Raw genomic sequence first — 13170 nt, 5'->3', positions numbered from 1 at the left:
CGGGACCGTTCCTATCATCGCCCCGTCCGCCCGTCGCCCCGCCATGGGCGGCGGGTCCGCGCGCACACCCGGGAGCCCGATGGCAGCAGGGACGCGAGAGGACGGGCGCGGCGCCCCGGCCGGGCCGCTCGACGGGGTGCGCGTCCTGGAACTGGGCGGCATCGGCCCCGGCCCGTTCGCCGGGATGCTGCTCGGCGACCTCGGCGCGGACGTCGTACGCGTCGACCGCCCCGGCCGCGGCCCCGGCCCCGACGGGACGGCGCTCGACCCGCGGGCCGACCTGACGCGCCGCAACAAGCGGTCCGTCCTGCTCGACCTCGGCACCGCAGGCGGCGCGCGCACCGCGCTCGCCCTCGCCTCCCGCGCGGACATCCTGGTCGAGGGCTTCAGGCCGGGCGTCGCCGAACGCCTCGGCATCGGCCCCGCCGCCTGCCACGCCCGCAACCCCCGGCTCGTCTACGGCCGGATGACCGGCTGGGGGCAGGACGGCCCGCTCGCCCCGCGCGCCGGGCACGACATCGGGTACCTCGCCCTCAGCGGCACGCTCGGCATGATCGGCCCGGCCGACGGCCCGCCCGCCGTCCCCGCCAACCTCCTCGGGGACTACGCGGGCGGCGCCCTCTACCTGGTCACCGGCGTCCTGGCCGCCCTCCACCACGCCCGCGCCACCGGCCGCGGGCAGGTCGTGGACGCGGCGATCGTGGACGGCGCCGCGCACCTCGGCACGCTGTTCCACGGCCTGCTCGCGGCCGGGGCGTGGCAGGACCGCCGCGCGGTGAACGCCCTCGACGGCGGCTCCCCGTTCTACGCCGTCTACACTGCCGCCGACGGCGGTCACCTCGCCGTGGGCCCGCTCGAACCGCGCTTCCGCGCCGCGTTCCTCGACCTCCTCGGCATCGCCGACGACGCCCCCGACCCCGACGACCCGGCCAACGCGCCCGCGCTCCGCGCCCTGATCGCCGCCCGCCTCGCCACCCGCGAACGCGACGCCTGGGCCGCCCACTTCGCCGGAACGGACGCCTGCGTCGTTCCCGTCCTGTCGCTCCGCGAGGCGGCACGCCACCCGCACCTCACCGCCCGCGGCACCTTCACCGACCACGGCGGCGTCCGCCAGCCCGCGCCCGCCCCGCGCTTCTCCGCGACCCCCACCGCCGTCCGCCGCGGCCCCGCCCTCCCCGGCGACGGCGCCGCGTCCGTCGCGCGAGACTGGGACCTCCCCGACGACCCCGCACCAGGAACGGCCACCGATGCAGCGTGACGTCTTCACCTCCGACCACGACGCGTTCCGCCGGACCGTCCGCACCTTCCTCGCCAAGGAGGTCGCGCCCCACTACGACGCCTGGGAACGGGCCGGCATCGTCTCCCGCGACGCCTGGCGCGCCGCCGGACGCCAGGGCCTCCTCGGCCTGACCGTGGACGAGGCGTACGGCGGTGGCGGCGCCGACGACTACCGCTTCTCCGCCGTCCTGGCCGAGGAGTGGTCGCGGGCCGGCGCCCGCGGCTTCGCCGTGCCGCTGCACAACGACGTGATCGGCCCGTACCTCACCTCCCTCGCCACCGACGAGCAGAAGCGCCGCTGGCTGCCCGGCTTCTGCTCGGGCGAGCTGATCACCGCCGTCGCCATGACCGAGCCGGGCGCCGGGTCCGACCTCCAGGGCATCCGCACCACCGCCACCGACCAGGGCGACCACTGGCTGCTCAACGGCGCCAAGACGTTCATCTCCAACGGGCACCTCGCCGACCTCGTCCTCGTCGTCGCCCGCACCAGGCCCGAGGGCGGCGCGCGCGGCCTGTCGCTCCTCGCCGTCGAGCGCGGCACGCCCGGCTTCGAACGCGGCCGCAACCTCGACAAGATCGGCCAGCACGCCCAGGACACCGCCGAGCTGTTCTTCCAGGACGTGCGCGTCCCCAAGGGCAACCTCCTCGGCCGCCTCCACGGCGGTTTCGGCCACCTCATGGACCACCTCCCGCAGGAACGCCTCACCATCGCCGTCGGCGCGGCGGCGGCCGCCGAGCGGCTGGTGGAGATCACCACCGCCTACGTGCGGGAGCGCGAGGCGTTCGGCCGCCCGCTCGCCGCGCTCCAGCACATCCGCTTCGAGATCGCCGAGATGGCCACCGAGTGCGCCGTCACCCGCGCGTTCACCGACCGCTGCATCGCCGCCCACGCGGCGGGCGGCCTGGACGGCACCGAGGCGGCGATGGCCAAGTGGTGGGCCACCGAGCTGCACAAACGCGTCGCCGACCGCTGCCTCCAGCTGCACGGCGGCTACGGTTACATGAGGGAGTACCCCGTCGCCCGCGCGTTCACGGACGGCCGGATCCTCACCATCTACGGCGGCACGACCGAGATCATGAAGGAGATCATCGGCCGCTCGCTGCTCGCCGACCGCAGGGCCACCGACGAGAAGGGGACCCCATGACCGCAGGCACCGTCCCCGAGGCGTACCTCTACGACGCCGTACGCACCCCGCGCGGCCGCGGCAAGGCGGGCGGCGCGCTGCACGGCACGAAGCCCGTGGACCTCGTCACCGGCCTGCTCCACGCCGTCCTGCGCCGCAACCCCGGGCTCGACCCGGCGGGTGTCGACGACGTGGTGCTCGGCGTCGTCAGCCCGCACGGCGACCAGGGCGCCGACATCGCGAAGGTCGCCGCCCTGGCGGCCGGGCTGCCCGACACGGTCGCGGGCGTCCAGCACAACCGCTTCTGCGCCTCCGGCCTCGACGCCGTCAACTCGGCGGCGGCCCGCGTCCGTTCCGGCTGGGACGACCTCATCCTCGCGGGCGGCGTCGAGTCGATGTCCCGCGTGCCGATCGGCTCGGACGGCGGCGCCTGGATGATGGACCCGATGACGAACCTGCGCGTCGGCTTCGTCCCGCAGGGCGTCGGCGCCGACCTCATCGCCACGCTCGACGGCCTGAGCAGGCATGACGTCGACAGCTACGCCGCCCTGTCCCAGGAACGTGCCGCGCACGCCTGGAAGGACGGCAGGTTCGCCCGTTCCGTCGTCCCGGTGACGGACGGCGCCGGGCTCGTCGTCCTCGACCACGACGAGCACATGCGGCCGGGCACCACCGCCGAGAGCCTCGCCGGGCTGCGGCCCGCGTTCGCCCGCGCCGGAGCCGAGGGCGGCTTCGACGCGGTGGCGCTCCAGAAGTACCACTGGGTCGAGCGCATCGAGCACGTCCACCACGCGGGCAACTCCTCCGGCATCGTGGACGGCGCCGCCCTCGTCCTCGTCGGCTCCCGCGCGGCGGGGGAGCGGCACGGCCTCACGCCGCGCGCCCGCGTCGTCTCGGCGGCCGTCACCGGCTCCGAGCCGACCATCATGCTGACCGGCCCGGCCCCCGCCGCCCGCAAGGCGCTGGACCGCGCCGGGCTCACCATGGACGACATCGACCTCGTGGAGATCAACGAGGCGTTCGCCGCCGTCGTCCTGCGCTTCCTGCGCGAGACGGGCGCCGGCGCCGACCGCGTCAACGTCAACGGCGGCGCCATCGCCATGGGCCACCCCCTGGGCGCGACCGGCGCCATGATCCTCGGCACGCTGCTGGACGAGCTGGAACGCCGCGACCTCCGCCGGGGCCTGGCCACCCTCTGCGTCGGCGGCGGCATGGGCATCGCCACCGTGATCGAACGCGTCTGACGCGCCCGCCGCCACAGCCGCCCGCCGCCCCAGACACTCAGGAGAGCCCCGTGCCCGACTGGCACCGCGACCCCGACGGCATCGTCACGCTCACCCTCGCCGACCCCGGCGACCCGGACGCCCTCACCTCGGCCGCCGACCGGCTCGCGGCGGAGGCGGCGACGCTCCGCGGCGTCATCCTCGTCCTGGCGGGAGACGCGTTCCTCACCGGCGACCCCGCCCGCCTCCACGACGCGGGACCCGACACCGCCCGCCGCGTCTTCGACGCCGCCACCCGCGCGGCCCGCGACCTGCGGCGCATCGAGACCCTCGGCCGCCCGGTCGTCGCGGCGCTGGGCGGCGACGCGCTCGGCGGCGTGCTGGAGACGGCGCTCGCCTGCCACCGCCGCGTCGCCGTGGACGCCCCCGGCAGCCGCGTCGGCCTGCCCGGTGTCCGCCTCGGCCTGCTGCCGGGCGGCGGCGGCGTCACCAGGACGGTCCGCCTCCTCGGCATCGCCGACGCGCTGCGCCACGTCCTCCTCGACGGCGCGCCCCACACGCCCGCCCGCGCCTTCGAGATCGGCCTCGTCGACGAACTCGCCCGCGACCACGACGACATGACCGCCCGCGCCCGCGCCTGGATCGACTCCGCCCCCGACCCGCGCCAGCCGTGGGACACCCCCGGCCACCGCATCCCCGGCGGCACCCCGGCCGATCCGGCGTTCGCCGCGCTGCTGCCGTCGCTCCCCGCGCTGCTGCGCCGCAGGACCGGCGGCGCGCCCGCCCCGGCGCCCCGCGCGATCCTGGCGGCCGCGGTCGAGGGCGCGCAGGTGGACCTCGCGACGGCCGTGACCGTGGAGGCCCGGTACGCGGCCGAGGTCGCCGCCGGGCCCGTCGCGGCGGACATGGTCCGCGCGTTCCACACCGAGCTGGCCGCCGTGCGCGCCGCCGCCCCGCGCCCGGCCGCCGCGTCCGGCGGCCGGATCGCCGTCCTCGGCACGGGGGCGCGCGGCGAGGAGACCGTCCGCCTGTGCGCGGAGGCGGGCGCCGATGTCGCGGTGGGCGACCCCGCCGGGTGCGACATCGTCCTCGTGACGGGGGACGGCGACGCCGCCGGGACCGGCGCGCTCCTGCGCCGGGCCGAGGAGAGCGCCGTTCCCGGCGCGCTGCTGTGCGCGACCGGTCCGGTGCCGCCGCTCGCCGACCTCGCGAAGGAACTGCGCGGGCCTCACGCGCTCGTGGGCCTGCGCCTGCACGCCGTCGTGGACGGCATGCCGCTGGCCGAGATCGTGCGCGGCGCCGCGACGGACGACGCGGCCGCGGCCCGCGCCGGCGAACTGGCCGTACGCCTCGGCCGTACGCCGCTCGTCGTGCGCGGCCCGTTCGCCGACCGCCTGACGGGCCGCTTCCTCGCCGAGGGCCTGGCCATGGTCGCCGAGGGCGTCCCCGCCCCGTCCATCGAACAGGCCGCCGCCCAGGCCGGTTTCCCGACGCCGGTCCTCGCCCTGGCGGACGAGCTGGGCCCGACGCTGCTTCCCGCCTGCGCGGTGCTCGACCGGATGTCCGGCCTGGGCCGCCCGGGCCGCGCGGCGGGCGCCGGTTTCCACGAGTACGCGGAAGGCCGCCGCACCCGCCTGTGGCCCGGCCTGCGTGAGCACTTCGAACGCGCCGGTGACGCCCCGCCGTTCGCCGATCTGCGCGAACGGCTGCTGCTCGCCCCGGTCATCGAGGCACTCCGCCTGCTGGACGAGGGCGTCGTCTCCTCCGCGGCGGACGCCGACATCGGCTCGCTCCTGGGCGCGGGCTTCCCCACCTGGACGGGCGGCGTCATCCGATTCGCCCTGTCACAGCCCGACTTCGCCGCCCACGCCACCCGCCACGGCGAACGCTTCACCCCACCCCCCAACCTCCCCGACCTCCTCGCACACGCCACCGGATGAGACGTACCGGCACCCGCCGCCGTGATCCGACGCGCCCTCGGGAAGAAGTCGGCCCGCGCATGCGTTCTCGGTGAGCGAGAGGTAACGGAACGTCGATCAGGAGGATCCAGCCGTGGCAGTGCCGTTGGACGAGGAGACACGCAGGCTTCTGGACGGGAGGAACTTCGCCACCGTCGCGACGCTCAACCGGGACGGCGGGCCGCAGACCTCGCTGGTCTGGATCGCGAGAGACGGGGACTCGGTGCTGTTCTCCACCACCGAAGGGCGGCAGAAGGCCCGGAACATCAGACGGGACCCGCGGGTCAGCCTCACCGTCTACGACAGCGGGAACCCGTACCACTCGGTGGACATCCGGGGCACCGCCGAAGTGATCGAGGACCCAGGGAAGTCGCTTCCGCGCACGCTCTCGCGCAAGTACCTCGGCGAGGACCCGCCCGCCGAGCCGGACGACGTCGTCCGGCTGATCGTCCGGGTGACGCCGCTGAGGATCTCCGGCTTCTCCGTCTGAGGCCGGCGGCGCGCGGAACCGGGGGAGAGCGCTACCGGTACCCGGCGTCCGACGAGACGCGGACCCAGACGCGCTTGCCCTCGTCCGTCCGCTCGAAGCCCAGCTCGTCGGCCATCTCCCGCAGCAGCCACAGGCCGCGGCCCTCCTCGGCGGTCCAGTCGGGGAGGGTGATCCGCGGCAGCACCGGCGACCGGTCGTGCACCGTCACGCGCACGGCGCCGCCCAGGTCGGTGAGTTCGAGGGTGCAGCGCGGATTGTCCACGTGCCGCGACACGTTCGCCAGCAGCTCGGTGACGCCGTGCAGCACCACCTCCACCACGTGCGGCGGCTGGTCCCACGCGCGCAGCGCGACCGAGGCCAGGCGGCGGAAGCGCGCCAGGTCCTCCCGGCGCGCGGTCAGCAGCCAGCTGTGGGTGAGCCGCCGGGTTCCGGTACCCGGGGTGGTGAGCGTCATGGTCCCTCCTGAACTCGTCTCTCCGCGAACGGCGGGCGGCAGGGAGATACAGCCACGCGTGGGGAGTTCATATCACTCGCGGGACAGTCCAGTTGACTGACGATCAGGTTCCGGAACGCGCGGCGGCGTCTTCGCGCCGTGCGTCAGCGCCCGTCGCCCCGCCAGTCGGCGGCCAGAGCGGAGCGGAGCGCCGCCATGTGCGCGTCGGCCGCGCCGACCAGCCGCTCGGCGTCGACACTCAGGTCCCCGTCCCAGCTGAACACCGCCTGAAGTGCGGTCACGAAGTAGACACCCGCCAGCAGCGTCGGCCGCGGATCACCCGGCGCCGTGCCCTCCCGGCGCGCCAGCACCGTCCCCAGCAGCAACTGCTCCTCAAGCCCGAACCGCAGACAGGCCACCCGTGCGCCCGGGTCCGCGCAGATCACCCGCAGGGCTGACAGGCACAGCCCCATCGGTTCCTCGACGATGCCGGTGACCGTGACGCGGGCCCCCTCCCGCAGCGCCTCGAACGGCCCCTCCGCGGCGGGCCTGCGCGCCACCTCGTCCCGGAACGCGCTGCTGGCGTCCCGCAGCGGGTGGAGGACCAGGTCCTCCTTGCTCGCGAAGTAGCGGAAGAAAGTGCGTTCGGACACATCGCCACGCTGCGCGATGTCGCTCACCGTCGTCCGGCCGTACCCGTGCGCGAGGAAAAGATCGAGCCCCGCGCGCAGCAACTCGTCGTGGGTGCGCTGCTTCCGGACCTGGCGCAACCCAGGGGACGTCCCGTCGGAACCCATGCAGGCATCGTACGGGGACCCGCGCGCCCCGCCCGACCCTCCGCGTGCCGGCGACCACGCGGAGCGAGCCCACCGGCCGCGGCATCAGCGGTGCGTGACCGGCACGCGACGTGCCGCGTGCGGCGGGAACCCGCCCGTTGTCGGCGGCGCCTGTCAGAATGCACAGCGCGGCGCACAGGGCGCCGGGAAAGCGGAGCGTGATCGTGACACAGTCCGTCGCAGGCCGGTCCATCGAGAACAGGATCGCCGAGGAGCTGGGCGTACGGGAGGGGCAGGTCCAGGCGGCCGTCGGCCTGCTGGACGGCGGCGCGACGGTGCCGTTCATCGCCCGCTACCGCAAGGAGGTCACCGGCACCCTGGACGACGCGCAGCTGCGCACGCTGGAGGAACGGCTGCGCTACCTGCGGGAACTGGAGGAACGCCGCGAGGCCGTCCTGGAGTCCGTGCGCTCCCAGGGCAAGCTGGACGAGGCACTCGAAGCCACCATCCGCGCCGCCGACACCAAGGCGCGCCTGGAGGACATCTACCTCCCGTTCAAGCCCAAGCGCCGCACCAAGGCCCAGATCGCCCGCGAGGCCGGTCTCGAACCGCTGGCGGACGCCCTGCTCACCGACCCCGCCACGGTCCCCCAGGAGGCCGCCGCCGCGTACGTGGACGCCGAACGGGGCGTCGCCGACGCCGACGCGGCGCTCCAGGGCGCGCGGGCCATCCTCACCGAGCGGTTCGGCGAGGACGCCGACCTCCTCGGCGAGCTGCGCGAGAAGATGTGGACCTCGGGCCGCGTCGTCTCCGCCGTCCGCGAGGGCAAGGAGACCGAAGGCGCCAAGTTCGCCGACTACTTCGCCTTCTCCGAGCCCTTCACCGACCTGCCCTCGCACCGGGTCCTCGCCATGTTCCGCGGCGAGAAGGAGGGCGTCCTCGACCTGACGCTCGACCCCGAACCGGCCGCCGACGCCGCCGCGACCGGCCCCTCCTCGTACGAACGGGCCATCGCCCACCGCTTCGGCGTGCAGGACCGCGGCCGCCCCGCCGACGCCTGGCTCGCCGAAACGGTCCGCTGGGCCTGGCGCACCCGCATCCTGGTCCACCTCGGCATCGACCTGCGCACCCGCCTGCGCACCGCCGCCGAGGACGACGCGGTCGGCGTCTTCGCCGCGAACCTCCGCGACCTGCTGCTCGCCGCCCCCGCCGGGACCCGCGCCACCATGGGCCTCGACCCCGGCCTGCGCACCGGCGTCAAGGTCGCCGTGGTCGACGCCACGGGCAAGGTCGCCGCGACCGACACGATCTACCCGCACGCGCCGCACCGCCGCTGGGACGAGGCCCTCACCCGCCTCGCCGCCCTCGTCACCGCGCACCACGTCGAGCTGATCGCCATCGGCAACGGCACCGCGTCCCGCGAGACGGACAAGCTCGCCGGCGAACTGATCGCCAAGCTCCCGGACGCCGGGCTCTCCCGCATGGTCGTCTCCGAGGCCGGCGCCTCCGTCTACTCCGCGTCCGCCTACGCCGGGCAGGAACTCCCCGACCTCGACGTGTCGCTGCGCGGCGCCGTGTCCATCGCCCGCAGGCTCCAGGACCCGCTGGCCGAACTGGTGAAGATCGACCCGCGTTCCATCGGCGTCGGCCAGTACCAGCACGACCTGTCCGAGGTGAAGCTGTCGCGCTCGCTGGACGCCGTGGTCGAGGACTGCGTGAACGGCGTGGGCGTGGATGTCAACACCGCGTCCGTGCCGCTGCTGGCCCGCGTCTCCGGCGTCAGCGGCACGCTGGCCGAGAACATCGTGGCCCACCGCGACGCCAACGGCCCGTTCGCCAGCCGCCGTTCCCTGAAGGACGTGGCCCGGCTTGGCCCGAAGGCGTTCGAGCAGTGCGCGGGCTTCCTGCGCATCCGGGGCGGCGACGACCCGCTCGACGCCTCCTCGGTGCACCCGGAGGCGTACCCGGTCGTCCGCCGCATGGTGACGGCGACCGGCGGGGACGTGCCCGCGCTCGTCGGCAACACGGCGGCGCTCCGCGCCCTGCAGCCCGCCGACTTCGTGGACGACACGTTCGGCCTGCCGACCGTCACGGACATCCTGCGCGAGCTGGAGAAGCCGGGCCGCGACCCGCGACCGGCGTTCCGCACCGCGCAGTTCAAGGAGGGCGTCGAGAAGATCGGCGACCTGGAGCCGGGCATGGTCCTGGAGGGCGTGGTGTCCAACGTCGCCGCGTTCGGGGCCTTCGTGGACGTCGGCGTGCACCAGGACGGCCTGGTCCATGTCTCGGCGATGTCGCGGAAGTTCGTCTCCGACCCGCGCGAGGTCGTGAAGCCGGGCGACATCGTGAAGGTCAAGGTGCTCGACGTGGACGTGCCGCGCAAGCGCATCTCGCTCACGCTGCGCCTGGACGACGAACGGCCCGCCGGTGGCGGCAGGACGCGCGAGGACCGCGCCGACCGTGGCGAGCGGCCCGACCGTGGCGACCGGCGCGGCGGCGCCCCGCGCCAGCGCGACCGGAGGGGCGGTGGCGGCCAGCAGCGCCGCGACAGCGCCCCGCCGCCCGCGAACAGCGCCATGGCCGACGCGCTGCGCCGCGCCGGTCTCGTCCGCTCGGACCGCAAACCGCGCTGACGGACCGCCCACCCGGACCTCCCCGCGCGAGTACGCTGCGGCGCGGGGAGGTCACGCATGGATGCGACGACGGTGGGCGTACGGCTGGCTTCGAGCGCGCTCGGACCGCTGGTGAAACGGCTGTTCAGGCCCAAACTGCCGGGGGCGGGGCTGGCGGACCGGCCGGTGAGACTGGACGCGCTGGTCGCCCTCGGCGCGGAGAAGGACGCGCTGACGCCGGACGATCTCCGGTCGCTCGCCGGGGAGATCACCGACCGGGGGCTCGCCGCCTTCGGCCCGGAGGCGGCCGGGCTGCAGAAGCAACGCGACGTGCTGACGGACGTCCTGGCGGCCCGCCTCGGACGGCTCGGCACGCTGGACATGGACGACGTACAGGCCGTACGCCTCGGCCCTGACGCCCTCGCGCGGGCGCTCACCGAGCCGGCCACGGAGACGGCCCGCCGGGGCCTCAGCGCCCGCGAGGAGGACTTCTGCGCCTCCATGACCACGCTCGCCTGCCTGCACATCATCAACTTCTTCACGCGCCGCTCGACGTTCATCGCCCGCACCCTGGTCGAGCAGACCCGCCAGAGCGAACGCGCGCTCAACGCCCTCAAACTGCTCGCCGCACGGCTGCCCGACCGGGCATCGGAGGACGCCGCGTTCGAGGAGCGCTACCGCCGCTATCTCGTGGGCCGCCACGGGCGGTTGACGGTCTTCGGCCTCGACCTGGACGACGACTGGCCGCTGGACGACGCGTACATCCAGCTGGAGACGACCAGGAGTCGGCCGATGGGCGACGTGGCCCAGGCCCCGCAGCGGGCGGAGGAGGCGCTGCGCGGGCGGGAACGCGTCCTGCTGCGCGGCATCGCGGGCGCGGGCAAGACGACGCTCGTCCAGTGGCTCGCGGTCACCACGGCCGAACACCGCGTCCCCGAGCCCCTCCACCACCTGCTGGGCTGCGTCCCCTTCGTCCTCCCGCTGCGCACGCTGACCCGTGGCGACCGCGAACTGCCGCCGCCTGGCGACTTCCTGTCCGCCGTGAACTGCCCGCACACCCCACCCGCCGGATGGGTGGAACGCATCCTCGCGGACGGTCGCGGCCTGCTGCTGATCGACGGCATAGACGAGATGCCCGAGGAAGGCCGCGCGACAGCGAAGACCTGGCTACGGGAACTTCTCCGCGAGTTCCCGGGCAACGTCACACTGGTCAGCGGCCGTCCCTCGGCCGTGGGCGAGGACTGGCTGGCGGCCGACGACTTCATGGAACTGTCCCTCGCCCCGATGACGCGGCAGGACGTGGCGACCTTCATCCGCCGCTGGCACCGCGCCGCCGGGGCACCCGATGAGGACGCCGGGGACCTGCTCCGCGCCGTACGCTCCCGGCAGGATCTCGCCCGCCTCGCCACCAACCCGCTGATGTGCGCCGTGATGTGCGCGCTGTACAGGTCGAGCAACGGCTATCTGCCGCACGGCCGCACGGCCCTCTACGAGGCCGCGTTGCGCATGCTCCTGGAACGCCGCGACCGCCAGCGGGGCATCCAGTCATCGATCCGCCTTGACGCCGAGACACAGACCCTCCTCCTCCAGAAACTCGCGTACTGGCTGATCCGCAACGGCCACGCGGAGATCGACAGGAGCGACGCCGAGGCGGTCATCGACGCGGTGCTGCCGCTGATGCCCCAGGTCTCCGCCCAGGCCGACGCCTCGGCAGTCTGCGGCTACCTGCTGGAACGCTCCGGGCTGCTGCGGGAACCGGAGGAGGGCCAGATCGAGTTCGTCCACCGCACGTTCCAGGACTACCTGAGCGCCCGTGAGGCGATCGAGGCCCGCGACATCCCGTTCCTGGTCAGGAACGCGCACCGCGACCAGTGGGAGGACGTCGTTCGCATGGCTGTCGCCCACGGCCGCCCGGAAGAACGCAAACGGTTGCTGACCGCCCTGGTCAAACGCGGCGATACGACGAAACGCCACCGCGTACGCCTGCACCTGCTGGCCATGGCCTGCCTGGAACAAGCCACCCAACTCGACCCGGCGACCCGCGACCTGGTGACTTCCCGCGCGGCAACACTGCTGCCACCCCGAACGTACACGGAAGGCTTCGAACTGGGCAGGATCGGCCCTGTGGTCCTGGAACTGTTGCCAGGACCGGACCGTGTGCCCGCGGAGGAGGCCACCCCCGTCATCTGGGCGATGTGCCATATCGGTGGGGAGGCCGCTCTGACCTGCCTACAGCCGTACTGCCGTTTTGAGGACGGCGACGTGCAACAGCTTCTCGCCGAAGCCTGGATCTACTTCGACGCGGACGCCTACGCGGACACGATCCTGCCGGCTTTGGGGCCTGAGGTGAGTTTCCACGTGAACTCGGAGGCTCACATCCCGCATCTGGCAGGCCGGAATCAGGCTTTCCACGCCTGGAGCATCGATCCCGCGCTCCTCGTGGAGGCCGATCTCGCCCCGCGATGCGTGTACCTGTGCGTGAGCGAACCGTGGGCTGCCGGAACTCTCGGCCATTTCACAAAGCTGCGGGAGTTGTTGCTCATCGATGAGGGCGTGCCGCCGGATCTCTCCGATCTCGTCGGGCGGGGCATCGAGAGGATCTCCATCCGCCTCGACGAGCACCGGCCTCTTCACGGACTGGAACGCCTCCGAGACATCCCGGAAGTGAGCCTCAACCTCACCGGCGCACGGGACATGGGTCCCCTGCCGCCGCACGCAGCGGTCACCGAACTGGGGTGGTCCCACTCGCTCACCGGCCTCGCGCAGATCGCCACCTGGCCGCGTCTGCGGATGCTGTGGTTCGGTTACTCACGGACGCGATTCACCGCCGACGACTGCCGGGCCATCGACCAGGCTGGCGTCAAGGAGTTGAGGCTGAACGAAGAGACGTTCCGGGCATTGCTGGGTCAGCGAGTGGAACTGCCCCAGGTCACGGAACTGAGGCTGTGGGGCTCCCTGCGCACAACCGATCTCGATCGGATCGCGCGAGTACTTCCCCATATCGAGACGCTGGTGTGTGAAATGCCGGAGGGCCACGAGGTGACCACGCTCACCAGCCTGCGGCATCTGCGCAGGCTGGTGGCCACCGCGCAACCGAACACGGTTCTTCCCGACCTCCCGACGGGTGCGGAGGTGTCCGTTGTGCCCGCGTCCCGGTACGGGCTGAGCCTTTGACCGTGCCATGCCGAGCGTCGCCGAAATCACGTTCGCGCGGGCCCCGCTTCCCTTGCCACAGGGGCCTGTGACAACTTACGGTGCCGTAACCTACGGTCTCGT

9 protein-coding genes are annotated in these 13170 nt (G+C 73.9%); 7 read left to right on the top strand and 2 right to left on the bottom strand.

All coding sequences use genetic code 11. From position 1 onward, the window contains the following. Positions 1–79 precede the first annotated feature (79 nt). From ACIBPC_RS24700 to ACIBPC_RS24680, 5 genes are all read left to right on the top strand, one after another. Positions 80–1258, top strand: a complete 1179-nt coding sequence (locus ACIBPC_RS24700) for a CaiB/BaiF CoA transferase family protein (protein ID WP_398847599.1) — start codon at positions 80–82, stop codon at positions 1256–1258. Then, positions 1248–2423: an acyl-CoA dehydrogenase family protein gene (locus ACIBPC_RS24695; RefSeq protein WP_398847597.1), complete on the top strand. Its 1176-nt coding sequence runs from the start codon at positions 1248–1250 to the stop codon at positions 2421–2423. Before ACIBPC_RS24700 ends, ACIBPC_RS24695 begins: the two co-directional genes overlap by 11 nt. After that, the gene (locus tag ACIBPC_RS24690; protein ID WP_398847595.1) at positions 2420–3646 is read left to right on the top strand and encodes an acetyl-CoA C-acetyltransferase; all 1227 of its coding nucleotides are present in this window, start codon (positions 2420–2422) and stop codon (positions 3644–3646) included. The genes ACIBPC_RS24695 and ACIBPC_RS24690 overlap by 4 nt, the downstream gene beginning before the upstream one ends. Positions 3647–3696: 50 nt before the next feature. After that, positions 3697–5565, top strand: a complete 1869-nt coding sequence (locus ACIBPC_RS24685) for an enoyl-CoA hydratase-related protein (protein ID WP_398847593.1) — start codon at positions 3697–3699, stop codon at positions 5563–5565. Between the two features lie 112 nt (positions 5566–5677). Next, positions 5678–6073: a PPOX class F420-dependent oxidoreductase gene (locus ACIBPC_RS24680; RefSeq protein ID WP_398847592.1), complete on the top strand. Its 396-nt coding sequence runs from the start codon at positions 5678–5680 to the stop codon at positions 6071–6073. A 31-nt stretch (positions 6074–6104) separates the two neighbouring features. On the opposite strand, the gene ACIBPC_RS24675 is transcribed toward ACIBPC_RS24680, so the two are convergent. Next, positions 6105–6527, bottom strand: coding sequence for an ATP-binding protein (locus ACIBPC_RS24675; protein WP_398847590.1), 423 nt, complete (start codon positions 6525–6527; stop codon positions 6105–6107). Positions 6528–6670: 143 nt separating this feature from the next. Beyond that, entirely contained in the window at positions 6671–7303 is a 633-nt protein-coding gene (locus ACIBPC_RS24670; RefSeq protein ID WP_398847588.1) for a TetR/AcrR family transcriptional regulator, read from the bottom strand. 203 nt (positions 7304–7506) lie between these two features. On the opposite strand from ACIBPC_RS24670, the gene ACIBPC_RS24665 reads away from it, so the two are divergent. Together ACIBPC_RS24665 and ACIBPC_RS24660 are read left to right on the top strand one after the other, a co-directional pair. After that, complete coding sequence (locus ACIBPC_RS24665) at positions 7507–9915, top strand: Tex family protein (protein WP_398847586.1); 2409 nt, start codon at positions 7507–7509, stop codon at positions 9913–9915. Positions 9916–9972: 57 nt separating this feature from the next. Then, on the top strand, positions 9973–13068 hold the full coding sequence (locus ACIBPC_RS24660; RefSeq protein ID WP_398847584.1) for an NACHT domain-containing protein: 3096 nt from the start codon (positions 9973–9975) through the stop codon (positions 13066–13068). Positions 13069–13170 lie beyond the last annotated feature (102 nt).

Origin of the sequence: Streptomyces sp. NPDC049879, from assembly GCF_044461265.1 — a bacterium.
Classification (GTDB): Bacteria; Actinomycetota; Actinomycetes; order Streptomycetales; family Streptomycetaceae; genus Streptomyces.
The sequence above is the reverse complement of the archived record's forward strand: the minus strand, read 5'-3'. Positions and strand labels throughout refer to the sequence as shown.